At 64.6% G+C, this 26,832-nt stretch carries 23 protein-coding genes; 14 read left to right on the forward strand and 9 right to left on the reverse strand.

Features of this window, described 5'->3' with window-relative positions; translation table 11 throughout:
- Nucleotides 1–31: 31 nt before the first annotated feature.
- From hemH to FS320_RS07055, 3 genes are all read right to left on the reverse strand, one after another.
- Complete coding sequence (hemH, locus tag FS320_RS07045; protein ID WP_152710379.1) at nucleotides 32–1,093, reverse strand: ferrochelatase; 1,062 nt, start codon at nucleotides 1,091–1,093, stop codon at nucleotides 32–34.
- Between the two features lie 141 nt (nucleotides 1,094–1,234).
- Nucleotides 1,235–3,430, reverse strand: a complete 2,196-nt coding sequence (locus tag FS320_RS47695; RefSeq protein ID WP_244627007.1) for a sensor histidine kinase — start codon at nucleotides 3,428–3,430, stop codon at nucleotides 1,235–1,237.
- A gap of 246 nt (nucleotides 3,431–3,676) precedes the next feature.
- Entirely contained in the window at nucleotides 3,677–5,188 is a 1,512-nt protein-coding gene (locus tag FS320_RS07055) for a bifunctional metallophosphatase/5'-nucleotidase (RefSeq protein ID WP_244627008.1), read from the reverse strand.
- Between the two features lie 305 nt (nucleotides 5,189–5,493).
- Here FS320_RS07055 and ung point away from each other — a divergent pair, with 305 nt between their 5' ends.
- Nucleotides 5,494–6,201, forward strand: a complete 708-nt coding sequence (gene ung, locus FS320_RS07060; protein ID WP_152710380.1) for a uracil-DNA glycosylase — start codon at nucleotides 5,494–5,496, stop codon at nucleotides 6,199–6,201.
- A 103-nt stretch (nucleotides 6,202–6,304) separates the two neighbouring features.
- Nucleotides 6,305–7,510, forward strand: coding sequence for an amino acid aminotransferase (locus tag FS320_RS07065; RefSeq protein WP_244627009.1), 1,206 nt, complete (start codon nucleotides 6,305–6,307; stop codon nucleotides 7,508–7,510).
- 124 nt (nucleotides 7,511–7,634) lie between these two features.
- Here the strand turns inward: FS320_RS07065 and FS320_RS07070 are convergent, their stop codons facing one another.
- Nucleotides 7,635–11,135, reverse strand: coding sequence for an indolepyruvate ferredoxin oxidoreductase family protein (locus FS320_RS07070; protein WP_152710381.1), 3,501 nt, complete (start codon nucleotides 11,133–11,135; stop codon nucleotides 7,635–7,637).
- Nucleotides 11,136–11,345: 210 nt separating this feature from the next.
- Here FS320_RS07070 and FS320_RS07075 point away from each other — a divergent pair, with 210 nt between their 5' ends.
- Nucleotides 11,346–11,996 carry a DUF1007 family protein gene (locus tag FS320_RS07075; protein ID WP_152710382.1) on the forward strand — a complete coding sequence of 217 codons (651 nt, stop codon included), beginning with the start codon at nucleotides 11,346–11,348 and terminating at the stop codon, nucleotides 11,994–11,996.
- Complete coding sequence (locus FS320_RS07080; RefSeq protein ID WP_152710383.1) at nucleotides 11,987–13,003, forward strand: nickel/cobalt transporter; 1,017 nt, start codon at nucleotides 11,987–11,989, stop codon at nucleotides 13,001–13,003. Before FS320_RS07075 ends, FS320_RS07080 begins: the two co-directional genes overlap by 10 nt.
- Here FS320_RS07080 and FS320_RS07085 read toward each other — a convergent pair.
- Complete coding sequence (locus FS320_RS07085) at nucleotides 13,000–14,598, reverse strand: gamma-glutamyltransferase family protein (RefSeq protein ID WP_152710384.1); 1,599 nt, start codon at nucleotides 14,596–14,598, stop codon at nucleotides 13,000–13,002. The two genes, FS320_RS07080 and FS320_RS07085, sit on opposite strands and share 4 nt — an antisense overlap.
- A 280-nt stretch (nucleotides 14,599–14,878) precedes the next feature.
- On the opposite strand from FS320_RS07085, the gene FS320_RS07090 reads away from it, so the two are divergent.
- Nucleotides 14,879–15,076 (forward strand): hypothetical protein, encoded by a 198-nt coding sequence (locus FS320_RS07090; protein ID WP_152710413.1) that lies wholly within the window; start codon nucleotides 14,879–14,881, stop codon nucleotides 15,074–15,076.
- Here FS320_RS07090 and FS320_RS07095 read toward each other — a convergent pair.
- From FS320_RS07095 to FS320_RS07105, 3 genes are all read right to left on the reverse strand, one after another.
- Complete coding sequence (locus FS320_RS07095; RefSeq protein WP_244627010.1) at nucleotides 15,073–15,402, reverse strand: DUF1850 domain-containing protein; 330 nt, start codon at nucleotides 15,400–15,402, stop codon at nucleotides 15,073–15,075. The two genes, FS320_RS07090 and FS320_RS07095, sit on opposite strands and share 4 nt — an antisense overlap.
- 35 nt (nucleotides 15,403–15,437) lie before the next feature.
- Nucleotides 15,438–17,732 carry a TRAP transporter permease gene (locus FS320_RS07100; RefSeq protein ID WP_152710386.1) on the reverse strand — a complete coding sequence of 765 codons (2,295 nt, stop codon included), beginning with the start codon at nucleotides 17,730–17,732 and terminating at the stop codon, nucleotides 15,438–15,440.
- A 93-nt stretch (nucleotides 17,733–17,825) separates the two neighbouring features.
- Entirely contained in the window at nucleotides 17,826–18,794 is a 969-nt protein-coding gene (locus FS320_RS07105) for a TAXI family TRAP transporter solute-binding subunit (protein WP_152710387.1), read from the reverse strand.
- A 155-nt stretch (nucleotides 18,795–18,949) separates the two neighbouring features.
- On the opposite strand from FS320_RS07105, the gene FS320_RS07110 reads away from it, so the two are divergent.
- The 6 genes from FS320_RS07110 (at nucleotide 18,950) to FS320_RS07130 (ending at nucleotide 24,478) form a co-directional block, all read left to right on the forward strand.
- Complete coding sequence (locus tag FS320_RS07110; RefSeq protein ID WP_152710388.1) at nucleotides 18,950–20,527, forward strand: OpgD/OpgG family glucan biosynthesis protein; 1,578 nt, start codon at nucleotides 18,950–18,952, stop codon at nucleotides 20,525–20,527.
- A 92-nt stretch (nucleotides 20,528–20,619) separates the two neighbouring features.
- Nucleotides 20,620–20,781 carry a hypothetical protein gene (locus FS320_RS45835; protein WP_162866263.1) on the forward strand — a complete coding sequence of 54 codons (162 nt, stop codon included), beginning with the start codon at nucleotides 20,620–20,622 and terminating at the stop codon, nucleotides 20,779–20,781.
- Between the two features lie 3 nt (nucleotides 20,782–20,784).
- Entirely contained in the window at nucleotides 20,785–21,531 is a 747-nt protein-coding gene (gene aztA, locus FS320_RS07115; RefSeq protein WP_152710389.1) for a zinc ABC transporter ATP-binding protein AztA, read from the forward strand.
- 12 nt (nucleotides 21,532–21,543) lie between these two features.
- The gene (locus FS320_RS07120) at nucleotides 21,544–22,410 is read left to right on the forward strand and encodes a metal ABC transporter permease (RefSeq protein ID WP_152710390.1); all 867 of its coding nucleotides are present in this window, start codon (nucleotides 21,544–21,546) and stop codon (nucleotides 22,408–22,410) included.
- A gap of 23 nt (nucleotides 22,411–22,433) precedes the next feature.
- Nucleotides 22,434–23,363: a metal ABC transporter substrate-binding protein gene (locus FS320_RS07125; protein WP_152710391.1), complete on the forward strand. Its 930-nt coding sequence runs from the start codon at nucleotides 22,434–22,436 to the stop codon at nucleotides 23,361–23,363.
- Between the two features lie 152 nt (nucleotides 23,364–23,515).
- Complete coding sequence (locus FS320_RS07130; protein ID WP_152710392.1) at nucleotides 23,516–24,478, forward strand: CobW family GTP-binding protein; 963 nt, start codon at nucleotides 23,516–23,518, stop codon at nucleotides 24,476–24,478.
- On the opposite strand, the gene FS320_RS45840 is transcribed toward FS320_RS07130, so the two are convergent.
- Nucleotides 24,447–24,755, reverse strand: a complete 309-nt coding sequence (locus FS320_RS45840) for a hypothetical protein (RefSeq protein ID WP_152737909.1) — start codon at nucleotides 24,753–24,755, stop codon at nucleotides 24,447–24,449. The two genes, FS320_RS07130 and FS320_RS45840, sit on opposite strands and share 32 nt — an antisense overlap.
- Nucleotides 24,756–25,041: 286 nt before the next feature.
- On the opposite strand from FS320_RS45840, the gene FS320_RS07135 reads away from it, so the two are divergent.
- From FS320_RS07135 to FS320_RS07145, 3 genes are read left to right on the forward strand one after another with little or no spacing between them, the layout of a single operon-like run.
- Nucleotides 25,042–26,049 (forward strand): WD40 repeat domain-containing protein, encoded by a 1,008-nt coding sequence (locus FS320_RS07135; RefSeq protein WP_152710393.1) that lies wholly within the window; start codon nucleotides 25,042–25,044, stop codon nucleotides 26,047–26,049.
- 8 nt (nucleotides 26,050–26,057) lie between these two features.
- A complete protein-coding gene (locus FS320_RS07140) occupies nucleotides 26,058–26,336 on the forward strand; it encodes a hypothetical protein (protein WP_162002868.1) in 279 nt (92 codons plus the stop codon).
- A 12-nt stretch (nucleotides 26,337–26,348) separates the two neighbouring features.
- On the forward strand, nucleotides 26,349–26,729 hold the full coding sequence (locus FS320_RS07145) for a DUF2937 family protein (protein WP_152710394.1): 381 nt from the start codon (nucleotides 26,349–26,351) through the stop codon (nucleotides 26,727–26,729).
- The last annotated feature ends 103 nt before the right edge of the window (nucleotides 26,730–26,832 follow it).

Here is a 26,832-nt window from a genome sequence, read left to right on the forward strand (position 1 = left end):
GGCTCACGCTAGCGCAAACAGGCCTGGAGTCCTAGATCCAACCCTGGAGCTCGCGCTCCACGATGTGGTTGATCACCCGCATGCCGTCATCGCTGTCGTTGAGGCAGGGCAGATAGGCGAATTCCTCGCCGCCGTTATGCATGAAGATCTCGCGGTTCTCGCCATCGAGTTCTTCCAGGGTCTCCAGGCAATCGGCCGAGAAACCGGGCGCCACGATGGCCATGCGCTTCACGCCGCTCTTTGCGAGCGCCTCCACGGTCTTGTCCGTATAGGGCTGCAGCCATTCCGCCGTACCGAAACGGGATTGGAAGCTCATGCGGAACTTGTCAGGCGACCAGCCGAAGGCCTCCCGCATCAGGCGCCAGGTCTTCACGCACTGGCAGTGATAGGGATCGCCTTTGAGCAGGTATTCCTTCGGCACGCCATGGAAGGAGACGAGGATCACCTCCGGCTCGAAGGTGAGCTTCGCCAGTTCCTTCTTCATCAACGAGATCACGGAATCGATGTAGACGGGATCGTCGTGATAGGGCGGCGAGACCCGTACCGACGGCTGCCAGCGCATGTCCATCAGCGCCCGGAAGGCCTGGTCGCAGGCCGTCGCCGACGTGGCGGCCGCATATTGCGGATAGAGCGGCACCAGCAGAATGCGGTCGCAGCCCTGATCCAGGAGCGCCTGGATACGCTCGCGCACCTCCGGCTTGCCGTAACGCATGGCCCAATCGACCGTGATCCTGTCGCCGGCAATGGCCTTCAGATGCTCGGTCACCTTCTCGGCCTGGTTGCGGGTGATGGTCTTGAGCGGACCCTCGTTGAGTTCGTTGTTCCAGATCGAAGCGTAGTCGCGGCCCTTGGGGCCGGGGCGCTTGGTCAGAATGATCAGGTTGAGGATCGGCCACCACAGGAGGCGCGGCGTCTCGATCACGCGCCGGTCGGAGAGGAACTCCTTCAGATAGGCGCGCATGGGCCAGTAGCTGGTGCCCTCTGGTGTCCCCAGGTTCAGAAGAAGCACACCGATCCGCCCGGTTCGAACGGCCGGGTGGTCCACCGGGCGCACGCCCTGGCGAAGATCGGTCAGACTCACACTCTCATTCATGAAAAGCCCCTTGGCCGCAGGATCCACAAACGAATACCGCTCTTGATGCCGCCCTAGATAGGATTTTCAGACGGTTCCGCCAACAGGACGCCTCATCGCATCGTCGGGATTGATTGCAAGCTCGTCTTGCATGCAAGCGGGTCAGACACCCATCTCCGGGAACCGCGCCTGCTTGAGCACGGCATCGATGGCCACGCGCAGCCCCTTCGGCCTGAAATCCAGTTCGACCTTCGCATTGAGCTGCGTGGCCAGCACCCTGTGGAGCAGGCGCGAGCCGAACCCCTGGCGTGTGGGAGCCGAGACACCGGGCCCTCCCCGCTCCTCCCAGACGAGTTTCAGCCGCGTGCCATCCTCCACCGGCTCAGCCTCCCAGGCTATGGCGACCTTGCCGCCGGGGATCGAAAGGGCACCGTATTTGGCAGCATTGGTGGTCAATTCGTGGATTGCCATGCCGATGGGTACGGCCGCCTCGGAGGGTAGATCCACGGCGGGACCGTTGAGAACGATCCTCTCGCCCCTGGTGTCGTTGTAGGGCCGGAGTTCCCTTTCCAGGATCTCGCGCAGGGATGCAGTCTGCCACACGGCTTCGGTCAGCAGGGAATGCGTGTTGGCAAGCGAGATGATGCGCCCGACGAACGCCTGATAGAAGTCGTCGATGCTGAGCGCAGAGCGCGCCGTCGCGCCCACCACCGCCTGGACGGTCGCCAGCGTATTCTTCACCCGGTGATGGAGTTCGCGGATCAGCAGGGATTGCTGGGTCTGGGCCTGCTTGCGCTCCTCGATCTCGCTCTGTGCATTGCGGTAGAGGCGGCTGTTCTCGAGCGCGATGGCTGCCTGGGCCGTCAGGCCCGCCAGCAGGCGCTCGGAGCGCCGATTGAACATTCCCGCCCTCTCGTGCCCGAAGACGAGGATGCCGTGAGTCTCTCCGGTCCGCAGAACCACGGGAACGGCCAGGATGCTGCGGATCACGGGCGTATCCGAAGTGGCATCCAGCGTAAAAGGCGTACCGTCATGTCCCTGCTCGATGGCAATATTGTCCAGGCGGACCGCCTTGCCTTCCTGGAAAGCCGGCGCGCCGATGTCCCGGATGTTCAGGGCGGCGAAAGTATCGCGGAGACCTGCGGGCTCGAATTTCCCGTAATGCTCTTTCCCGCCCTGGGATGCGCCGCAGAAGAAGGCGCCGAACTGCGCTTCGGTCAACTCGATCCCGGCGTTGACAACGCTCTCGATGATGCGGTCGAGGTCGAGTTCGGCCGCAAGAACGCTGCCCGTGCGGTTGAGAATTTCCAGCGCTGCGGTTTCGGTGCGCAGCTCGCTCGTCCGCAGCGCCACCTGCCGCTCGAGCAGGGCTGCATCGGCGGCCTGTTCGTGGAACTGCTCGGAGGCCAAGGCCGTCAGCGCGAGCAAGGCGAAAAGGGCGATCAGGGCAAAAGCGCCATAGAGCCGCGTCTGGACGAACCACGGCGTCCAATAAGCATCCTCCGGCATGCTGACATTGAGATAGAGCGGCATCGCGCCGACCTGACGATAGGCCCCGGCACGCTCCTGACCCATGCTGATGAAGGGGTAGAGGCCGGCCTGGGAGGCTGAACCAAGCGCCGTGTCGAAGGCTGACTTGTCGATGGGTGCGAAGGAGAGACCATCGGGCGGCGGAGGATACTGGGCGATCACCGTTGCATCGGGAGCGCGCAGGAGAGCGACCCGGCTGCCTTTCGGCAGTCGGATCTTCGACCAGTAATCGTAGAAGTAGGACAGGGAGACGGTGACCGCCGCGATGCCGCCGAATTCCGCGCTTCCATTCTGGAGGCGACGGCTGATCATGAAAGTCGGCGTCTTGGTCACACGCCCGAGAATCGGTTCGCCGATGAACAATCCCTGATCGCCCGCCGCCTGAGCGCTGAAGGCATCGCGCCCGGACACGTTCGACGATGGCGTTGGGAACTGTTCCGATGTGAGACGCAGGCGTCCGCTCGGATCGTTGAGCCAGACATCCTCGATGAAAGGCAGCGCCGCCTGGACGGCATGAAGCTGCTGCCACAGAGGCTTCGAGGTTTCGATCTGGTCCCAGCTCTGCCCCTGCATCAGGGCAGCGGCCTGTTTCAGGGTCAGGTCCGTGACCTCCAGAAGCCTGGCCGTATGATCCGCCAGGAAGAAGGCTGCATTTCTGAGGTCGTCCTCATTGCGCTGGATCAGGCGGTTGCGCTGCTCCCAGGCGATGTAGCCGAAAGTCAGGAGGATGAAAGCAACGCCGAACAGGCCCATGAACAGGGTCAGCCGACCGCGCGCGAGGGAACGGCGACGCCGCTTCTGGGACAGGCTGATCGATTCTGGGCGCATGTAATATTGCAAGGAGAAATCGCTTTTGAGTGGGAGATTCGCCGTTGCGCGGCCAGAATGGCACAGCAGACGCCTTTGATGGAGAGGGAATTTACGCCTCGAAGTCCTATTGACCAGAGGCGGGCGAACTATCGTGTTGCGGACAGGTAAAAAATGCGCCCGAACGTCACGTCGGCAACATCGTTCCATGAAAATGCCGGAGCTCGTGAGAGCCCCGGCCCTAAAGAAGATTAGTTGTCGGTCGGATCAGCGCAGGACGACGCGGCCCTCGACCTTCGGCGCGACCTTGCCGGCCTTGGCGATGTAGTCGATGACCTGTGTCGCCATGAGCTGGCTGGCGGATACGTCGACGAGCGACTTGGCCTCGGTGAAGACTCGGTATCCGTCGCCGCCGCGGGCCATGAAGTCGTTGGTGGCAAGCTTGTAGGTATTGGCCGGATCGAGCGGCTGGCCGTTGATCTTGACCGACTTCACGCGGCTGCCGACCGGCTCCTTCACATCTACCTCCGCCACGATGCCGGAGACCTGCGGGAAGCGGCCGCCCAGCTCGCGAACCTGACTGACGCCGTTCTCGAGCGCAGCCTTGATCTGGGCGCCGGTGACCTCGAGCAGCACGGTGGTGTTGCCGAAGGGCATTTCGGCCAGGATGTTGCGGCGGGTCAGCTTCTGACCGGCCTCGTACTGCTTGTCGGCGCGCAGGCCGCCGCCATTGGTGATGGCCACATCGGCGCCGACCGAGGCTCTCAGCGCATCGGCCACGAGGTTGCCCATGGCGGCTTCGCCTCCGCGCACCGTGGCGCGGCGGCTGTCGAGGGGCGTTTCCGTCACGCCGACCTCCACGTCGAGCTCCTTGGAGAGCTTGTCCTCATAGCCCTTCACCACGGCCTCGATCTCAGGATCGGGCTTGACGGTGGCGCTGTCGATGAGGCGGAAGTTCGGCGTCCACGTGACGGTGGTCTTGCCGTCCTTCGTCGCCTTGGTGACGGCGAGCTCGACGACGTTGATGTAGTTGGCCTGCGATTCCGATTCCGTCAGGGCGACCTTGCCGTCGTAGAAAGCGAGCAGGTGCTCGTCATGGCCGCCGATGATCAGATCCACACCGGCGGAACGGGCGATGATCATGTCGACTTCGAGCGGCGTATGGGCGACCGCGACGACGATGTCGGCGCCCTTCTCGCGCAGCTCCTTGGCCTTGGCGCGCGCCGTATCGATGGTGGAGGAGAACTTGATGGTGCCGGGGCTCGATGCGATCGGGGTGTCCTCGGTCGTGAGGCCGAAGAAGCCGATCTTCACGCCCTGCACCTCGACCATCTTGTCGGGCTTTGTGTTGGCCGGCAGGCCGTTGCCGTCGACGATGTTGGTGGCGAGCACGTCGAACTTGGCTTCCGCCATGCGGGCGCGGAAGGCTGCGTCGCCGAGATCGAATTCGTGGTTGCCGGGCGCCATGGCATCGACGCCCATATGGTTCAGGATGTCGATGATATGGGCACCCTTATCGAAGCCAGACAGGAGGGAGGGCGAGAGGGTATCGCCCGCATGGACGAAGAAGGCATTGCCCTTCGCCTTCTCCTCCTTGATGACGGTGGCCAGCTTGGCAAAGCCGCCGCGGCCCTTTTCGGCGCTCATGCGATCGATGTCGTTGGTCTGGACGAAGCGGATGGTCACGGCTTCCTGCGCCAGGGCGGTGCCCGACAGAAGCATGGACAATCCGAGAAACCCGGCGCGAAACGCAGCGGAAGGGCGGCTCTGAAACATCATGAAAGTCCTCGTAGCAGGTTGGAACCATGGGTGAAGGCCATGGAACCTAGACCGGCAACGTGTCACAGAAGTAACATCCTGTCGACGGCCTCAGCGCCCAGTTCAGCGGCACCTCTGATGTCTTTTTCAGCGACAGTGCAGCGTACTAAAAAGGACACCTGGTTTTCAGCTTCGAACGATGCGCCGCTTAAGAAACTGGGCGTCGGACGGGCCCTGGGAGAGGATCCAACCGATGCGCCTGCGGCCAACCCATTGAGCCGGCGCAGCCACAAAGCCCGCACCATACCGAAAGGCATGCCTTCTTCATGACTGGCCCCATCAGCCAAGCCCTCGCCGAATTCCGCGCCAAGCCCACGGCTGGCGGGTGGCTTCAACTGCCGTTCTTCCAGGATGGCAGCGCCGAGACCGTGGCCGCCAAGGTCGATGCGGTCATCGCCTCGGGCGCGCAGGTGCTGCCTCCGCCTGAGGCCGTGTTCACCAGCATCTCCCTGACGCCACTCGACAAGGTCAAGGTGGTCGTCCTCGGCCAGGATCCCTATCCGACGCCGGGCGATTCCCACGGGCTCGCCTTCTCCTATCGCGGCTCCCGGCGACTCCCGGCATCGCTGCGCACGATCCTGGCCGAGATGGCGGAGGATTTGAGCGTGCCGATGCCGAAATCGGGCGATCTGTCGAAATGGGCGAAACAGGGTGTGCTGCTCGTCAACACCTCGCTCACGGTCGAAGCCGGACAATCGGGAGCGCATATGAAATTCGGCTGGTCGGCCCTGGTCGATCAGGCCATTGCGGCCATCTCGGCGCAGCAGCCCGCCGTCGTTTTTCTGCTCTGGGGCGGTCCGGCCCGCAAGCGGGCGGCGCTGGTGGACCGGACGAAGCACCTCGTGATCGAGGCCGGCCACCCCTCCCCGCTCAACCGGCTCAACGACTTCAGGGGGACCCGTCCCTTCAGTCGCGCCAATGCCTGGCTCGTCGAGAAGGGGCTGGAGCCGGTGGACTGGCGGCTGGACACCTGAGTTTCCATGAAGAACCTTGCCGAGAGGGCACCGGAGGGGCTAGGTCTCGCGGCATGAACGATGCAGCCGAGAACCTGCTGCCGCGACGGTCTTGGAGATCAGCATGACGGAATCCCTGTTCGGACAGGTCGAGGCGTTCGCCGGCGACCCGATCCTCTCCCTCAACGACAGCTTCAAGGCCGATCCTCGGTCCGAGAAGGTCAATCTCAGCATCGGCGTCTATACGGATGAGAAGGGCCGCATCCCGGTGCTCGGCGCGGTGAAGGCCGCCTACGAACGGAGCGGGTTTGCCGAGCGGCCCTATCTTCCCATGGAAGGGCACGCGCTCTACCGCGAGGGCGTGCAGAAGCTCGTCTTCAGCGACACGCATCCGGCGCTTGCCGAGAAGCGCGTTGCCACGGTCCAGACCCTCGGCGGCACGGGTGCGGTGGGCATCGCGGCCGACTTCCTGGCCAAGCACTGCCCCGGCCGGACCGTTCTCGTCAGCGATCCGACTTGGGAGAACCATCACGGGCTGTTCCAGCGGGCGGGCTTCAAGACCACGACCTATCCCTATTGGGATCGCACCAACCGGTCCGTGGATTTCGACGGCATGGTCAAGGCGCTCGAGACGGCGGAGAACGGCTCGATCGTCGTGCTCCAACCCGTCTGCCACAACCCGACCGGCGTCGATCTCGATGAGCGCCAGCAGGCCGCAGTCAGCGACGTGCTTCTCGCCAAGCGCCACATCGTCGTGTTCGACATGGCCTATCAGGGCTTCGGCACCAGCCTCGACGAAGATGCGGCCTTCGTGCGCCGCTATGCGGAGCACGCCAGCTGCCTCGTGGCCAATTCCTTCTCGAAGAATTTCTCGCTCTACGGCGAGCGCTGCGGCGGCCTCAGCGTCGTCTGCCGCGATGCGGACGAGGCCGAGCGCGTGCTCGGGCAATTGAAGCTCGCCGTGCGCCGCAGCTATTCGAGCCCGCCGATGACCGGTGGGCTTCTCGTGGCCACCGTGCTCGGCAACGACGACCTGCGCGCGCAATGGGTCAGCGAGGTCGAGACCATGCGCGCACGCATGGATTCCATGCGCAGGCTCCTCGCCGAGCAGATCCGCGCCCTGTCGAACGAGGTCGATGTGGGTTTCCTGCTCCATCAGCGCGGCATGTTCAGCTACACGGGGCTGAGCACACAGCAGGTCGACGTCATGCGCGAGCGGGATGGCGTCTACCTCGTGGGCTCCGGCCGCATGTGCGTGGCGGGGCTCAACGAGGCGAATGTGCCGAAAGTCGCGAAGAGTTTTGTCGAGGTGAGCCAGGCTAGGGGTTGAGCTTCCCGCATCTCAGACGTCATCACCGGCCTTGTGCCGGTGATCCCGATAACTTGAAGCCCGGCGCCTCATAGGATCGGGATGGCCGGGACAAGCCCGGCCATGACAAGAGCCGTTTTAGCTATCACTCCGCCGCGACCGGCAGGGGCTGCGGCTCGGTGCGGAACTTGGCGAGGAGATCGGCCTCCTCCGCCTTAGCGGCTTTCAGATTGCGATCCTTGATGTGACCGAAGCCGCGGATCTTCTGCGGGATGTTGGCAAGACCGACAGCCACCGCATGGTTGTCGGCATTCAGCTTTGTCACGATTTCCTCGTTCAGCCCCTCGAACTCACGGATGAGCTGGCGCTCGGCGCGGCGCTCGTGGGTATAGCCGAAGACGTCGAGCGGTGTGCCGCGCAGCGACTTCAGGCCTGCGAGGACGCGGAAAGCCTTCATCATCCACGGCCCGAAGCTCATCTTGCGCGGGAGGCCCGTGGCCGGGTCCCTGCGCGCGAGCAGCGGCGGCGCGAGATGGAACTCGTACCGCAGGTTCTCGCCCTCGAACGCTGACGCGACCTGGCGCTCGAAATGGCCGTTCGTGTAGAGGCGCGCCACTTCGTATTCGTCCTTGTAGGCCATGAGCTTGAACAGCGAGCGCGCCACGGCATCGGCGAGCACGGTCGAGCCGGGAACGATCTTGTCCTCCGCCCCGCGCACGCGCTCGACAAGACTGCGGTAGCGGCGGCCATAGCGCTGGCTCTGATAGTCGGACAGGAACGCCACGCGCCGCTCGATCACCTCGTCGAGGGTCTCGGACAGTTTGCGCGATTCCATCGGAGCCTTCAGCTCGCTCATCATGGCGGCGATGAGATCGGGCTCCGACGCCGCACGGCGGCCCCAGGTGAAGGCGGAAAGATTCATCTTCACCGCCTCGCCGTTGAGCTCGATCGCCTTCTCGATGGCAGCAGCGGAGAGCGGAACGCGGCCGGTCTGGTAGGCATAGCCCAGCATGAACATGTTGGCCGCAATGGCATTGCCGAGAAGCGCCGTAGCGATCGCCGTGGCATCGACGAAGGACACGCCGTCTGTACCCGCGGCCGACTTGATCGCGCGCTTGAGGCGTTCCGTCGGCAGGGAGAAATCGGCATTGCGGGTGAACTCGCCCGGCATCACTTCCGCCGTGTTCACCACGAGCGCCGTCTGCCCTTCCTTCACGGAGGCCAGCACCTTCTTCGTGCCCGTCACCACGAGATCGCAGCCGAGCACGAGATGGGCCGATTCCGCGCTCACGCGGATGGCATGGATATCGTCCTGGTTGTTGGCGAGCCGCACATGACTGTAGACCGCACCGCCTTTCTGGGCGAGGCCGGCCATGTCGATCATGCCCAGGCCCTTGCCTTCGAGATGCGCCGCCATGCCGAGGATCGCCCCGATGGTCACCACGCCCGTGCCGCCGATGCCGGTCACGATCACGTTGAAGGTGCGGTCGATGGCGGGAATTGCCGGATCGGGCAGCGGCTTGAACGCCATGCCTTCCGCCGAGACGGTTTCGGGAACGACCTTCCTGATCTTGGCGCCATGCACCGTCACGAAGGAGGGACAGAAGCCGTTGACGCAGGAAAAATCCTTGTTGCAGTTCGACTGATCGATCCGGCGCTTACGGCCGAACTCGGTCTCCACCGGCTGCACGGCAACGCAGTTCGACTGCACCGAGCAATCGCCGCAGGCCTCGCAGACGAGATCGTTGATGATAACTCGCTTGTCCGGATCCGGGAACTCGCCCCGCTTGCGGCGGCGGCGCTTCTCGGACGCGCAGGTCTGATCGTAGATCATCACCGTCACGCCGGGAATTTCAGCCAGCTGGCGCTGAACGGAATCGAGCTCGCTGCGGTGATGAATCGTCATTCGGTCAGGCCAACGGATCTCCTTCGGATATTTGTGCGGCTCGTCGGTGACGAGGGCTATGCGATCCGCGCCTTCCTCGCGCACCTGACGCGCGATCATGTCGACGGTGAGGCCGCCCTCATGCTTCTGCCCGCCGGTCATGGCGACCGCGTCGTTGAAGAGAATCTTGTAGGTGACGTTGGTCTTGGTGTGGATCGCCCAGCGCAGGGCCAGGATGCCCGAATGGTTGTAGGTGCCGTCACCGAGATTCTGGAACACGTGACCGCGCTTGGAGAACGGCGCCTCGCCGATCCAGTTCGCGCCCTCGCCGCCCATCTGCGTGAAGCCCTCGGTGGAGCGGTCCATCCACTGCACCATGTAGTGGCAGCCGATGCCCGCATAGGCGCGCATGCCTTCCGGCACCTTCGTCGAGGAATTGTGTGGACAGCCGGAGCAGAAATGCGGCACGCGGGTTGCCACGTCGCCCGTCGTTGCCAGCACATCCTGCGCATGGCGAAGCCGCGCGACGCGGCCGCGCAGATCGTCGTTGTTGTGATAGGCGAGCAGCCGCTCGCCGATGACGATGGCGATGTCGTTGGAATCGAGTGCGCCCTTCACGGGAAAGAGCCAGCGGCCCTCCTCGTCCTTCTTGCCGATGCAGAGCGGCTGATTGGCGGTGCCGTAGAGCTCCTCGCGCAGCTGCACCTCGATGAGGGAGCGCTTCTCCTCGACGACGATGACCTTGTCCAGACCTTGCGCGAAATCGACGAGTTCGCGCTGCGAGAGCGGCCAGGGGCAGGCGACCTTGTAGAGGCGTAAGCCCATGTCGTTGGCCTTGACCTCGTCGAGGCCGAGCTCGTCGAGGGCCTGGCGCACGTCGAGATAGGACTTGCCGACGGTGATGATGCCGATCTTCGGATGGCGGCCGCCGGAGAGAACGATGCGGTTGAGATTGTTGGCGCGGACAAACGCCAGCATGGCATCGCGCTTGAAGTCCTGAAGCCGCGCCTCCTGGTCGAGCACCCCGTCGCGGTTGCGGATGTTGAGGCCGCCTGGCGGCATCGTGAAATCATCGGGCAGGACGATCTTCACGCGGTCGAGCGACGCGTCGACGGAGGCGGTCGATTCGATGTTGTCCTTCACGCATTTGAAGGCGACCCAGGTGCCGCAGAAACGGCTCATGGCATAGCCATAAAGGCCGTAATCGAGAATCTCCTGAACGCCTGCCGGGTTCAGGATCGGGATCATCACGTCGACGAAGTGGAATTCGGACTGGTGTGCGACGGTCGAGGATTCCGCCGTATGATCGTCGCCCATCAGGGCGAGCACGCCGCCATGCTTGGAGGAACCCGCCATGTTGGCATGGCGGAACACGTCGCCGGAGCGGTCGACACCCGGACCCTTGCCGTACCACAGACCGAAGACGCCGTCATACTTGCCGTCGCCGCGAACTTCAGCCTGTTGCGAGCCCCAGATCGCCGTGGCGGCGAGTTCCTCGTTGAGGCCGGGCTGGAAGACGATGTTCGAAGCTTCCAGCCATTTCCGGGCGCGCCAGAGATTCTGGTCGAGACCGCCGATGGGCGAGCCGCGATAGCCGGACACGAAGCCGGCCGTGCTGAGGCCGGCGAGCCGATCCCGCTCGCGCTGCATGAGCAGCATGCGGATGACGGCCTGCGTGCCGGTGATGAAAACGTCGTCCTTGGAAAGGTCGTACTTGTCGTCGAGCGTTACGTCACGGAGCGCCATATGACCGTCGGTCATTTCCCGTTTCCTCCTGGGGCCTTTGCCCCGCTGCCGGTATTCCGGTCTTCATCTTATGAGATATGTCAGTAATGCTGACATAAATGCCGGAAGGCGTCAATCGAGCCTCTCGAGCAGGCGCCTTCGTTTCGCCTCTGTTAACCACGAAACCGGCATATCGCTCCTATGGTCCGGCTTAAGCCGGAAGCGTCGCTTTTCCAGGGTCAACGCATGACACGCCATCTTGGTCTGAAAACCTCCCTGGCAGCCTTAGCCATAGGCTTGGCCCCGCCCGCCCTCGCGCATCCCCATGTGTGGGTGACGGCCAAGGCGGAGGTCGTCTTCGCACCCGACGGGAAAGTTTCGGGCGTTCGCCATCACTGGACCTTCGATGAGGCCTACACGGCTTACGTCACCCAGGGCCTCGACAAGGACAACGACGGCAAGCTCTCTCCGGAGGAGCTCCAGGATCTCGCGAACGAGAATGCCGCATCCCTGAACGAGTTCGACTATTTCACGGTGCTGAAAGCCCGCGGCAAGCCGCAGAGCTTCGACTCGCCGCGCGAGGCCCGGATGAGCATGGAGAAGTCTCAGGTCTCCATGTCCTTCTTCCTGCCGCTCAAGACGCCGGCGGTGCCCTCGGGGGCCGTGTCCATCGAGATCGAGGACCCGACCTTCTTCGTCTATTTCAGCCTCTCGGACGGCCAGGCGTCCGTATCGCTCGCCCAGGCGCCGCAGGGCTGTGTGACGAGCATCGCCAAGGCCAAGCCGCTCGATGCCGCCATGCAGCAGATCCTGCAGGACGAGGGGGCGCTCCAGGCGCAGCCGAAAGCCGATTTCGGCGTCGAATATTCCAACAGGGCCATCATCGCATGTCCCTGACCTCGGACGCCCCTGCCCTTCCAGGCACCGGCCGGCCGGTGCTGTGGCGGCGGCTCGGCCTCATGCTGGCCGCCATCGCGATCATTGCTCTGGCCATGGGGCTGATCGGGCTCTGGCTCGGGCCGATCAGCAAGCCGCCGCCGCGCAACCCGTTCGGCATGGGCCTGCGCGAGGCGACGCCCTCGGGGAGCCTCGGGGCCTGGATCCTGTCCGTGCAATCCGGCTTCTACGGCAGCCTGCAGGCCGGCGTGCGCGAGATGAAGCAGAATGGCTCAGCCCTCTTCTCCCTGCTGCTCGTCGGCTTTGCCTATGGCGTCTTCCATGCAGCGGGACCAGGGCACGGCAAGGGCGTGATCTCAGCCTATCTCGTGGCCGACGAGAAGGCTTTGCGCAAGGGCTTTGCCTTGAGCCTGGCGGCAGCCCTCGTGCAGGCGCTGGTCGCCATCGGGATCGTCTTCATCGTCAGCCTGGTGCTGCGCGCCACCGCCTCCACCATGAACAGGCTCGCCATGAACGTGGAGCTGGCGAGCTTCATCGCCGTGACCCTGCTCGGCGCCGTCATCACTTGGCGCAAAGCGGGAAAAGTTCTCGGCGTCATGGCGGTGGCCCGCAACCCTTATGCGTCCGTCCAGGAGGATTGCGACCACGTCCACATGCCGCCACCCGAAGAGCTCAGCCGTCTGACGCGCTGGCGCGACATGGCCGGTGTCGCCATCGCGGCCGGCATCCGCCCCTGCGCGGGGGCCCTCATCGTCCTGGTGTTCGCCCTGTCCCAGGGTCTGTTCGCGGCGGGCATCGCGGCGACTTTCGCCATGGCGCTCGGCACCGCGCTCACCATCGGCGCCATCGCGGCCCTAGCGGTCTTCTTCAAGGCCATGGCCTTGAAGGTCGCCGGCGGACGCGGGGCCTCGGGCGCCATCGCCATCGCGGGGCTCGAACTTCTGGCGGCCGCCTTCGTGCTGGTGCTGGGAGCAAGCCTGCTCTACGGCCTCTGGACGGCCGCCTAAAGCCCCAATGATCCGCCGTCCGAGCGCGGATCGTGCACGGCCTCGACGCGGCCGTTGCGCGGGTGCTTCACCAGCATGCCCGCATGACCGAAGCGTCCGGAATAGGCCTCGTCCATCTCCTCGATCCGATGGCCGAACCGCGACAGGCCACGGATCAAGCCGGGGTCGAAGTGGCTCTCCACCTTCAGCACGGCCTCGCGCTCGCGGGGCTTCGCATCGAGCAGCCAGCGCGGCGCCTCCACCGCATCCGCCAGACCCATGCCGGCCTCTGCGTAGCGTGAAAAGATCTGGCTGAGGAATTGGGGCTGGGTTTCGCCGCCCATCGCTCCGAAGGACAGGACTCGCCCATCGTCAAATACCGCCATGGCCGGATTGAGGGAATGGAGCGGCCGATGGCCGGGCTCCAGCCGGTTGCGGCTCGCAGGATCGAGCGAGAAGGCCGTGCCACGGTTATGCCAGAGGACACCCGTCACTGGGAGCAGGCAGCCGGAGCCATAGGCCCAGAACACGGACTGGATGTAGGACACGGCGAGCCCGTTCCGGTCGATGGCCCCCATCCAGATCGTGTCCCCGTCGATGGGGCGCGACAGGGGAAAGGAGGCGGCCCGCTTCATGTCGATGAGGGCAGCCTCCCTTTCCAGCGCCTGGGGCGCGAGTAAGGAGGACGGGTCGTGGGCGAGATTGCGCGGGTCCGCCACCACCCGGTCGCGGAGGGAGAAGGCGCGCTTCGCGGCCTCGATGAGCGCGTGATGATGCTCCGGCGTCTCGGCCCGAAGCTCCTTGAGGCGCTCGACCATGCCGAGGATCAGCAGGGTGGCCAGTCCCTGGCTCGGCGGCGGCAGATTGTAGATTGTGGAGTGCTTCAGCCGAACCGAGAGGGGCTCCACGACGCGGGCGCGGTAGGTCTCAAGGTCCTTGCGGGTGATGGGGCTGCCAATCCGCTCCAGGTCGAGGGCGATCTCCCGCCCCACATCGCCGCGGTAGAAATCGGCCAAGCCCGCATGAGCGAGCCGCTCCAGGGTGTCGGCGAGGCGCGGCGTCTGCCTCTGCGTGCCCTCCGGTGCTCTCCTGCCCTCGACCAGGAAGGCGGCGGCAAAACCGGGAACTTCATAGAGGGCGGATTCCTCGCCGGTTACGAACCGCTCCTCGGAGCGGGAGACCGGGTATCCGTCGCGGGCAAAGCGGATGGCGTCCCCGAGCAGCAGATCGAGGGGCAGTTGGCCGCCAAGCGCTTTGGCGAGTTCGAGCGCCAGCCCCCATCCGCTGACCGCGCCAGCGACCGTGAGCGTCGCATCGGTTCCACGCGGCGGAATGGCGTCATAGCCTTTCTCCCGGTAGCGCTTGATGGTGGCGAGCGATCCCGCCGGCCCAGAAGCGTCGAGGGCATGGATACGGCCTCGCGGTTCACGCACGAGCCAGAAGCCGTCGCCACCGACCCCGTTCATGTGCGGGTAGACCACGGCAATCGTCGCCGCCATGGCGACCATCGCTTCGACGGCGTTGCCGCCTGCGGCGAGGATGGTCTGGCCGGTCTCGGCGGCAAGCCTGTGAGGAGCCGCGACGGCGGCGGTCGAGAAGACGGGTGTCTCGGACATGGTCTCTTGAATGTGAGGCGCGACAGAATGAGGTTCGGGGAGAACTTGCACCGGAGGGGGCGTTTAGGGTAGTCCCCTTTGCAAGCGCATCGTGCGGAAAAGTGGATCCGGTTTTCGCTGACGCGGACCTCTTGTTCCGCGGCGGACGATGCGCCGGTCAAAAATGAGCCTCGGATTGATCCTAAAAGTGCAAGTTCACTTTTCGGTCCGATGCTTCAAACGGAGTGAGGCGAAAGTGGCTCAGGCGAAAAGCACCAACTGGCGCAACGTGGTCACCATCATGAGCATCATGGTTCTGGTCGGCGCGGAAGTCCTCGGCGTCGCGATCGCCGCCGGCTGGGCCATCGCGGGCCTGCTCGAACTCGGCGATTACGTCGGCTACGCGCTCATGGCCCTGTTCAGCCTGTTCGCCCTCTACATCCTCGTGAATCTCTGGCGCCGCTGCGTCGCCGTCGAGCCGCTGACCGGGCGCGCCTAAGAGCCCTCGCACGCCTTCATCACGATCGGATCGGCCGCAGGCGGCACATAGGCCTCCATCGGGCGGCATTGGCCTGAAAGACAGATCCGCCAATCCGCCGTCGCGCCCGAGCGTCGCATGATCACCTCCGCTTGAGGCGGCAGGTTCGGCTTCCACGACCAGACCCCCTTGGCGAACTTGGCGTCCGGCGGCGGCTCCATGCCGGCGCCTGACCCGCGCACCCGCGCCTCGACGAGCTCGAGCCCCGCCGGGCTTGAGCGCCAATCCTCCTCCCAGACGATCTTTTCGACGGAATGCGTCCAGGCGAGTGTGATCGCGCCGGCCATGAGAGGCACCATCGTCGAACCGGCCAGAAGGCAGATCATCGGCTGACGGCAGGCGTGGGAACCCGGCGGGAGTGCCAGATATGGAGGCCGACGAAGAGGGCCGAGAGCACGAAGCCGATCTCATCGGTGAGCGGAATCGCCGCCACGAGCAGAGCCGCCGCAACCGCCGCCCAGAGTCGTTCCCACCACGTGAGGGGCTTCAGGAAATAGCCGACGGAGGCCACGCCCCAGAGCACCATGGCCAGCGTGGCCTTGACGACGATGTAGACCACCGCGAGCCAATAGCCCACTCCCTCGAGCCCCGGCACCGGCTGCAGCATCAGGGTGGGATCATAGACCGCCATGTAGGGGATGACGAAGCCGGGCAGCGCGATCCTGACTGCCTGGATGCCGATCTTGAGCCCCGATTCCTTCGCCATCGGGGCGGCCGCGAAGGCCGCCAGCGCCACCGGCGGCGTCAGGTCCGCCATGATGCCGAAATAGAAGACGAACATGTGCGAGACGATGAGCGGCACGTCGAGCTGCAGCAGGATGGGGGCCGCCAGCGACGAGGTGATGATGTAGTTCGGGATCGTCGGGATGCCCATGCCGAGAATCAGGCTGAAGATCATGGTGAGCACGAGGGCGGCGAAGATGTTCTCCTTGCCGATGGAGATCATCCAGGTGCCGACGATGGTCCCGAGCCCAGTGAGCGTCATGGTGCCGATCACGATGCCGACGATCGCACAGGCAAGGCCCACCGGCAGCGCCTGCCGGGCACCATCCGCCATGGCGTCTACGCAGGCCTGCAAGGTTGTGCGTCCGCGGCCCGAGAAGGCGTTCCATAGAGACAGGGCCGCAACGACGAGGACGACGAGCGTCACGGTCGAGGCCAGTGAATAGGCGGATACCAGCGCCAAGCCGATCCAGAACGCGATGCGCAGAGCCGGCGTGCCAAGGCCCGCCACGATGGCGGTGCCGAGGATCAGCGCCACAGTGAGCGACAGGCCGACCGCACCAGCGAAGAGCGGCGTATACCCGGCAAAAAGCAGATAGACGAGGACACAGAGCGGCGCGAGGAGGAACCACTTTTTCTTCATCTCGGTCCAGGCATTCGGCAGTTCGGACTTCGGCAGGCCGCGCAGGTTGCGCTTGCCGGCCTCCAGATGCACCGCCAGATAGCAGGCTGCGAAATAGAGGATGGCCGGAATGATCGCGGCCTCGACGATCTTCGAATAAGGCACGTCGATGGTCTCGGCCATGATAAAGGCCACAGCGCCCATGACCGGCGGCATGATCTGGCCGCCCATCGAGGACGTCGCCTCGACGCCGCCGGCGAAGGCGGAGGTAAAACCGAAGCGCTTCATCAGCGGGATCGTGAACTGTCCCGAAGCCACCACATTGGCGACGCCGGAGCCCGAAACGGTCCCCATGAGGGCAGAAGACGCCACGCAGACCTTGCCGGGACCGCCCTGCTTGTCGCCGAAGACCGCCATCGAGATGTCGTTGAAGAAGTCGATGACGCCGGCCTTCTCCATGAAGGCGCCGAACAGGATGAACAGGAAGATGTAGGTCGCCGAGACCAGGGTCGGCGTGCCGTAGATCCCTTCCGTTCCGAACGACATGTGCTCGATCACCTGCTCGAGGGTATAGCCGCGATGATCGAGGGGAGCCGGCAGGTAATTGCCGAGCAGGCAATAGGCCAGGAACAGCCCGGCCACGATGGGAAGGGCCGGACCCATCACGCGCCAGACGAGATAGATCAGGATCGCGAGCCCGGCGATGCCGATGACGAGATCGAGTGTGGTGAGCTCACCGGCGCGAACGATCAGCTCCTCGTAGAGCGCCCAATGGTAAAGGCCGACCAGGAAACTCGCAAAGCCGACGATCCAGCCAGTGGCGCGCAGGGACCATGAGCCGGACCGGTGATTGGCGATCATCGCTCCGGCCACGAGGCACAGGAAGCCCACATGGATGGTACGCACGACCTGGCTCGGCATGCTGCCGCCGAACCAGAGGACGAGCCCGAACGCAGCGGCTACGGCAATCCAGGCCATGATGCCATCGACGATGCTGCGGCGGCGCATGACAAGGCCGATCAGCCAGGCCGCCCATGCCACCATGGCGACGGCGAGAAGATGCGTGAGGCTCAAGCCCGCGATGAAGCGCTGATCGAGGGGAATGCCGAAGGACGTGATGATCTGGAACGTGGAGAACGAGACGGCGATCCAGAACAGGAGCCGGCCGAGAAACCCCTCGCCGAAGCTCTCCGGCAAGCCGTGTTCCGGATTCACGGATTCGGCCGGCGCTTCCATCTGGGCGAGTTCGGAATTGTTCACACCCTGGCTCATGGCGCGGCGTCTCCTCGATGATTGTTCTTCATTCTCATAAAAAAGCCGGAGCAGTTCACCTGCCCCGGCCCAGATGTAAATCAGTCGAAGGGTTTAGGAGCCCTGCTTCTTCACGCCCTTCTCGTCGAAGTAGCGCTGCGCGCCCGGATGCATCGGGACAGGCATGCCGGAGAGCGCACTCTCGAGCTTGATGTCCTTGGCGGCGGCATGGGCCGCGGCGAGATCCGGCAGGCTGTCATAGATCGCCTTGGTCATCTGGTAGACGGTCTCATCCTTCATGCCGGAATGGGTCACGAGATAGTTCACGACGGCCGCCGTCTGCACGGGGGCCGTCTGGCCCCCATAGGTGTTGGCCGGGATCGTGACCTTCACGTAGGGCGTGCCGACCTTGTCCACGACGCTGGCGGGGATTTCCACCACGACGATCGGCACCGAGGTGGCGAGGTCGCGGATCGAGGAGACGCCGAGGCCCGCCGATTGCAGGGTGGCATCGAGCTGGCGGTTCTTCATGAGCTCGACCGACTCGCCGAAGGGCAGGTATTCGACCTTGCCGAGATCCTTGTAGGTCAGGCCCGCGCCCTGGAGGATCGCCCGGGCGTTGAGCTCGGTGCCGGATTTCGGCGCGCCGACGGAGAGGCGCTTGCCCTTGAGATCCGCGAGCGACTTGATGCCGGATTCCTGCGTTGCCACGACCTGGATGTAATTGGGATAGATGGCGGTGATGCCGCGCAGCTTGTCGAGCTTGCTCTTGAAGCCGGCCTCCTCGTCGCCCGCCCAGCCCATGGCGAGGCTGTCGCCGAGGGTGAAGCCGATCTCGCCCTTGCCCTGCTGCAGGAGCGTGAGGTTCTCGACCGAAGCTTTCGTGGCCTGCACCGATGGACGGGAGCCCTGCACCTTGTCCGTGAACACCTTGGAGAGGGCGACGCCGAGCGGATAATAGACGCCCGAGGTGCCGCCGGTCAGGACGTTGATGAAGTCCTGAGCCTGGGCCGGCATGCTTGCTCCGGCAAGCGCAATGGCAGCCGCGGCGCCCATGACGCGGCGCATGACTTTTCGATACATGGCGTACTCCCTAAATTATGGCGCAGTTATCGCTACGCCTGTGTGTGAGGTAACTTTGACCGCTGACGAAGAATTCTCAAGAGGCTAAGAGGGACTTAATCCTGCCACCTTGGTCGGTAGGGGTGCGTCCTTTCCACAGACACATGCGCTCATCCATGATCAATCGCCGCCGCTTCCTCCAAACCGCAACCGCCACGGCCGCCCTTGCTGCGCAAGGCTTTTCCGGCGAAGCCCTGGCGCAGCAAGGGCTGAAGATGGGAGCCCCCGCCCCCTTCTCGTTCGACGATTTGAAGAAGCGGGCGCAGGATATGGCGGGTTCGCCCTATGTGGCGCCGCAGAGTCCCTCGCCCGAGGTGCTGTACCAGATCGACTACGACGCTCATGGCAAGATCCGGTTCAAGACGGATCTGGCGCTCTGGGCCAATGGCCCGAGCGAATTCCCCGTCACCTTCTTCCACATGGGCCGCTTCTTCCAGAAGCCGGTGCGCATGCACGTGGTCGAGGGCGGACAGGCCCGCGAGATCATCTACGACAGCGACTATTTCGACATGCCGGCGGATTCGCCCGCCCGGAAACTGCCGGACAATTCGGGCTTTGCCGGCTTTCGCTTCCAGGAGGCCCGCACGGGCAAGCTCGACTGGCGCAAGAACGACTGGGTCGCCTTCCTCGGCGCCTCCTATTTCCGCGCCATCGGCGAGCTCTATCAGTATGGCCTCTCGGCCCGCGGCCTCGCCGTGGATGTGGCCGTTTTCGGGAAGAACGAGGAATTCCCCGACTTCACCCATGTCTATTTCGAGACGCCGCAGCCGGGCGCGAACACGGTCACCGTCTATGCCCTGCTGGACGGCCCTAGCGTCGCCGGCACCTACCGCTTCGTCATGCAGCGGGCGGCCGCCGTCATCATGGACATCGACAGCGCCGTCTACATGCGCCAGGACGTGAGCCGCCTCGGCCTCGCGCCCCTGACCTCCATGTACTGGTACTCGGAAAAATCGAAGGCCACCGCCATCGACTGGCGCCCCGAGATCCACGACTCGGACGGGCTCGCGATGTGGACCGGAAGCGGTGAGCGGATCTGGCGCCCGCTCAACAACCCGCCACGCATCATCACCTCGGCCTTCACGGATGAGAACCCGAAGGGGTTCGGCCTGCTCCAGCGCGACCGGAACTTCGACCATTTCCTCGACGGCGTCTATTACGACCGCCGCCCGTCCCTCTGGATCGAACCGCAGGGCACCTGGGGCCGGGGTTCCATCCAGCTCGTCGAGATCCCGACCGACGACGAGATCCACGACAACGTCGTCGCCATGTGGGTGCCGGCGGAGCCGGTGCGCGCGGGCCAGGCCCTCGAGCTGCGCTACCGCATGCACTGGGCGGCGGAGGAGCCCTACCCGACGCCGCTCGCCCGGGTCGTCGCCACCCGCCTCGGCAATGGCGGGCAGGCCGGCACCAACCGGCCGAAGGGCGTGCGTAAATTCATGGTGGAGTTCATCGGCCAGCCCCTGACCAGACTGCCGAGCGGCGTGATTCCCAAGCCCGTGCTCAGCGCCTCCCGCGGCGAGTTCTCGAACATCCTCACCGAGGCCGTGCCCAACAACGTGCCTGGCCATTGGCGCACCCAGTTCGACCTCGCGGTGACCGGAACCGAGCCGGTAGAGATGCGCTGCTACCTGCGCAACGAGAACGAGGTCTTGAGCGAAACCTGGCTCTACCAATACCACCCGACGTTCTGAGATATCCTCAACTAAACCATAAGCTTGGAAGGGGCGTATAAAATACTATACGCCCCTAGAAATTCGGGCCGATCCGGTCTATCTAGGGTGCCATGTCGCATGGCCACCACCACCATCATCATACCCACGAGCATCAGGTGGTAGCCGCCGCTCCGACCTTTTCGCTCCTGCGCCTCTCGGTCGGGCAGCGTCTGGCCGGCACCGCCGTCGTGCTGGCGGGTTTGTGGCTGCTGGTCTTCGGGGTGATGGGTTAACGCATGTCCGCAAATTCGGCTGCCATCCGTTTCGATGAAGTGACCCTCGGCTACGGCCGCAGGCCCGCCGTGCATCACCTCGACGGCGAGATCCCGTCCGGCAGCCTGATCGCCGTTGTCGGGCCCAACGGGGCCGGCAAGTCGACCCTGCTCAAGGGCATCGTCGGCACGCTCAAGCCCCTCGAAGGCCATATCCGTTTCAATGCCTCGCCCGGCATCGCCTATCTGCCGCAGGCCGCCGAGATCGACCGGTCCTTCCCGCTCTCGGTCTACGATCTCGTGGCCATGGGCCTCTGGTCCCGCTCCGGCCTGTTCGGCGGCATTTCCCGGCACGACCGCACGAAGATCGAGCAGGCGCTGGCCGCCGTGGGCCTCACCGGCTTCGAGCGGCGCCCGATCTCGACCCTGTCGGGTGGCCAGATGCAGCGGGCGCTCTTCGCGCGCCTGCTCCTGCAGGACGCCCCCGTGATCCTGCTCGACGAGCCGTTCACGGCCATCGACGCCAAGACGACCGCCGACCTGCTCGACCTCGTTCGCCGCTGGCACGACGAAGCCCGCACGGTGGTCGCGGTCCTGCACGATCTCGACATGGTCAAGCGCACCTTCCCGCAGACCCTGCTGATCGCCCGCGAGCCGGTGGCCTGGGGTGAGACGGGCGAGGTGCTGAGCCCGGAGAACCTTTTGAAGGCCCGGCGCATGGTCGAGGCATACGATCCCCATGCGGATATCTGCCACCGCAGCGTCGCGTAAGAGCGCCCGTCCATGCTCGACCTGTTCTATACGCCCATCGCCGAATTCGAGTTCATGCAGCGCGCCCTCGTGGGCGTGATCGCCATTGCTCTGGGCGGCGGCCCGGTCGGCGTCTTCCTGATGCTGCGCCGCATGAGCCTGACCGGCGATGCCATGGCGCACGCGATCCTCCCGGGCGCGGCCGTGGGCTATCTCGTCGCCGGCCTCTCGCTGCCGGCCATGACCATCGGGGGATTGTTCGCAGGCGTGATCGTCGCCGTTGCGGCAGGCCTCGTCTCCCGGTTCACCGCGCTGAAGGAAGATGCCTCCCTGGCGGCCTTCTACCTGTTGTCCCTGGCACTGGGTGTCACCATCGTGTCGCTTCGCGGCTCGAACGTGGACCTGCTGCACGTGCTCTTCGGCACGGTGCTGGCCCTCGACGATGACACGCTGCTGCTCCTCGCTTCCATCTCCACCATCACCGTTCTGGCGCTCGCGGCGCTCTACCGCCCGCTCGTGCTGGAATGCGTGGATCCGATCTTCCTGCGCTCGGTGAGCAACGCCGGCACGCCGACCCATCTGATCTTCTTAGGTTTGGTCGTCATGAATCTCGTCGGCGGCTTCCATGCGCTCGGGACCCTGCTGGCGGTCGGCATGATGATGCTGCCCGCCGCCGCCTCCCGGTTCTGGACCAGCGACATCACCGTGATGATGCTGGTGTCCATCGCCGTCGGCATCGTCTCCGGACTGAGCGGCCTGCTGCTCTCGTTCCACGCAGAACTGCCCGCAGGACCGGCGATCATCCTATCGGCAGGCGCCGTCTACGTGATCTCCCTCGTGCTCGGGCGCGAGGGCGGCCTGCTGTGGCTCGTCTGGCCGGGCAGGCACCTGGAAGCCTGACCCCTCGCAAAGGATCAAGACCCATGCTGACGCGAAAAGCTGCCGTGTCCCTTCTGGCAGGATGCCTCGCCCTTGCCGCATCGTCGCTGCCGGCGGCCGCGCAGATTGCCGACAAGCTGAAGGTGGTCGCGACCTTCTCGATCCTCGGCGACATGGTGCGCAACGTCGGTGGCGAGCGCGTCGAGGTGGCGACCCTCGTCGGTCCCAACGGCGATGCGCATGTCTATTCCCCGACGCCTGCCGATGGACGGCGCCTGACCGAAGCGAAGATCGTCTTCACCAATGGCCTGAAGTTCGAGGGCTGGATCGACCGTCTCGTGAAATCCTCTGGCACCGGGGCCGAGAAGGTCGAAGCCGCCAAGGGCGTGAAGCCGCTGAAGGGTGAAGAAGAAGGCCACCGGCAGGGACACGATCATGGCCATGGCGGCTCCGATCCGCATGCCTGGCAGAGCATCGGCAATGCGAAGATCTACGTGGCCAATATCCGGGATGCCCTGATCGCTGCGGATGAAGCGGGCAAGGCCACTTACCAGGCCAACGCCGCATCTTACCTCAAGCGGCTCGACGAAGTGGAAGCGGAGGTGAAAGGTCTTGTCGCCAAGATCCCTCTTGAACGCCGCAGGATCATCACCTCCCACGACGCCTTCGGCTATTTCGAGGAGGCCTACGGCATCGACGTCGTCGCGCCTCAGGGCGTCTCGACCGAGTCGGAGGCCTCCGCCAAAGACGTGGCCCGGATCATCCAGCAGATCAAGCGCGAGAGGATCGCCGCCGTCTTCGTGGAGAACGTCTCCGATGCCCGCCTGATGGAGCGCATCGCCAAGGAAACCGGCGCCACGATCGGGTCCCGGGTCTATTCCGATGCCCTCTCGGAGCCGAACGGCCCGGCCGGCACTTACATTGACATGATGAGACACAATATAAGGGCTTTCAGCGCGGCCTTATCGAGCTGAAAGCCCCTGATCGCTGCGGCGCTTGGTGTCATTCCCGGCGAGCGCAGCGAGGGAAGGGAATCCAGGTCAGGTTAACCCCCTAAGCCTGGATCCCCTTCCCGGCCTGTACGGCAGGCTCCTGGGGATGACATCCATCAATACTGGAAGTTCCGATGACCGATAAGATTCCCGTCACCGTCCTCACAGGCTATCTCGGCGCCGGCAAGACCACCCTTCTCAACCGCATCCTCACCGAACAGCACGGCAAGAAATATGCCGTGATCGTCAACGAGTTCGGCGCGATCGGCATCGACAACGAACTCGTCGTCGGCGCCGACGAGGAAGTGTTCGAGATGAACAACGGGTGCATCTGCTGCACCGTGCGCGGCGACCTGATCCGCATTCTCGACGGGCTGATGAAGCGCAAGGGCAAGTTCGACGCCATCATCGTCGAGACCACCGGCCTCGCCGACCCTGCCCCCGTGGCTCAGACCTTCTTCATGGACCAGGACGTGTCCGACACCGCCCGCCTCGACGCGGTGGTGACGGTGGCCGATGCCAAGTGGCTCTCCGACCGGCTGAGGGATGCGCCCGAGGCCAAGAACCAGATCGCCTTCGCGGACGTGATCATCCTCAACAAGATCGATCTCGTTTCGCCGCAGGAGCTGGAAGAGGTGGAGGCGCGCATCCGCGCCATCAACCCCTACGCCAAGGTCCACCGCACCCAGAACTGCGCCATCCCGATCTCGGAAGTGCTCGACCGCAAGGCCTTTGATCTCGACCGAATCATTGAGATCGAGCCCGACTTCCTGGAGGAAGGCCATCACCATCATCACGACGAGGAGATGCAATCGGTCGCCGTGCATCTCGATGGCGAGGTCAATCCGGAAAAGTTCATGCCGTGGATCTCGAACCTGACTCAGGTCGAGGGGCCGAACATCCTGCGCTGCAAGGGTATCGTGGCTTTCCCGAACGAGCCGAAGCGCTTCGTCTTCCAGGGCGTTCACATGATCCTGGACGGCGACGTCCAGGGCGAGTGGAAACCAGGCGAGAAGCACACCTCGAAAGTGGTCTTCATCGGCCGCGACCTGAACGAGAAGGCGATCAAGGAAGGGTTCCTGGCCTGCGCGGCCTGATCGCTTGAGAGGCCGGCCCCGGTTCAGCCCGGGGCCGATGCCGCTTTTTTCGCCATGCAGTCGCGCACGTGGGCTCGGCGGCGGCGATGATCTGGTTACGGGTGTCCTCACCCATGCCGATGCCCTTGCTTCCGGTTCTGTAGATCAGATTGGCTTCCTGCTGGCAGGTCGCCTTCTGCGCCTCTCTCGCTGACGGTTCCACGCTCTGCTCCTGGGCAAACGCGTGCGCAGATACCGTCGCGGCAAGGGCAAAGGCAGCCAAAGGCAGGGCTCGCATTCAGTGTCTCCTTCATGGAGCGCGCATCGTAAGCCAAATGCCTGGAACGGGCCAAAGCCCAAAAGGCCTAACACCGGGGTCATTGGTAGATCACCCGGCTTTCGGAAAATTCGTTATGCCCCAGCCCCCTTCGTCCGATCTGAGCCAATGCATCGTGCGGAAGGTGGCCCGGTTTCTTGCCTGTCACGATGCGCTGGTCTGGAAATGAGCATCGGATGGGTCCCAAAAGTGGTGTCCATGTTTGGGTCCGATGCTATATGGCAGCGCGCATGAAGGGATCGCTTTGATGAGTACTGGAACCGCTCCGTCCTTGACCCAGAACGTGGCACCTGTGACGGCAGGCGCGCATGTCACGGCCATCGGCTGGCTGAAGGGCACGGCCGCCTTCGGCCTCGGCGACGGCGGCGTTCTGCTCAGCAAGGACGGCGAGAGCCATCGCGTCGAGGCGCATCCGGATGCCGGGGTGCTGGTGGCGGCGAGCGACGGCGAGCGCTTCCTCACCGGCGGCGACGATGGCCGCATCGCCGTCACGGGCGCCGACGGCTCCACCAAGTCCCTGGCCGAGACCAAGGGCGCCTGGATCGACTCGCTCGCCGTCAACCCTGGTGGCGCCTTCGCCTATGGCGCCGGCAAGCGGGTCGTCGCACGCGACGACAAGGGCCGGGAGAAGACCCTCGAAGTTCCCTCCGCCGCACGCGGCCTCGCCTTCGCGCCCAAGGGCTACCGGCTGGCGATTTCCCATTACAACGGTGCGACGCTCTGGTTTCCCAATGTGGAGGCCAAACCCGAGGTGCTCGAATGGAAGGGTTCGCATCTCGACGTCACCTGGTCGCCCGATGCGCGCTTCGTGGTGACCTCCATGCAGGAGAACGCCCTCCACGGCTGGCGGCTCATCCCCGACAAGGGCCACATGCGGATGAGCGGCTACCCGTCGAAGACGCGCTCCTTCTCCTGGTCCAGCGACGGCAAGTGGTTCGCCACCTCCGGTGCCGAAGCGGCCATCATCTGGCCCTTCGAATCGAAGGAAGGCCCCATGGGCAAGGCGCCGCGGGAATGCGGCGTGCGTCCGGCCAAGGTCAGCCGCGTCGCCTTCCACCCCAACACCTATGTGCTGGCGGTCGGCTACGAGGACGGCTGCATCCTGCTCATCCGTCTCAACGACGCCTCGGAACTCCTGGTTCGGCCGGCCGTCAAGGACAGCGGCATCACGGCCATGGCCTGGGACAAGGCTGGCCGGCGCCTCGCCTTCGGCTGCGAGGACGGTCAGGCCGGTATCCTGACCCTGCCGACGTGAGATCGCCCGTGGCCCTGTTCGGCGCCTTTTTAAGGGGGTCCTTTGGTCTGCCGAAATCCGACAAGCAGGCCGTCGACCGGGTGAAGGATCTGGCCCGTGCGGCCCTTCGGGTCTCGCCGGACACCGCCTTTGCGGTCAACGAGATCGCCTGCAACGATCCCGGCTGCCCCGGGATCGAGACCGTGATCCTGGTGATGGAGCCGGGCCAAAAGACCAGGGCCCTGAAGGTCGCCAAGTCCCTCGACGAGGTGATGGAACAAGATATCCTGAAGGCTCTTGACCCTTAAACGAGGTTAAGCTTGTCCAGGATCGTTCGCATCGTCGCTTTCGGTTGTGGGCTATGCGGCGGCATCATCGCCTCGCAGGGCCCGGAATACGCCCAGCAGTACCGTCAGCGCCTCGGCGGTGCGATCGACGAGTTGCGCCAGGTGATCACGCGCTTCGAAGCGGATGCCCAGGCCAGCGGCGAGACCCGGGAAAGCGCCATCGTCCGCCTGCGCTCCAACACCGACGATTTCGTCAGCCGCCAGGGCGCTGCCATGCAGGCGAATGTGGAGCGCCTGCGAAACCTTGAGATCCACCGAGAGACCATGATGCAGGCCGGCCCCTTCGCCCGGGTCGCCCTGATGGCGCGCGACGGAGACCGGGATGTGATGGAAGCAGTCTATCGCGATTTCTAGCCTGCCCTGCCGGTCACCGAGGAGGGCGTCCTCTCGACGGCCATCGGCTTCGGCGCGGTCTGGGGCGGCCTTCTTCTGCTGATCGGTTTTGTCCGCAGCCTGT

This window comes from Microvirga tunisiensis (assembly GCF_009296175.1).
In the GTDB taxonomy this organism is placed as follows: Bacteria; Pseudomonadota; Alphaproteobacteria; order Rhizobiales; family Beijerinckiaceae; genus Microvirga; species Microvirga tunisiensis.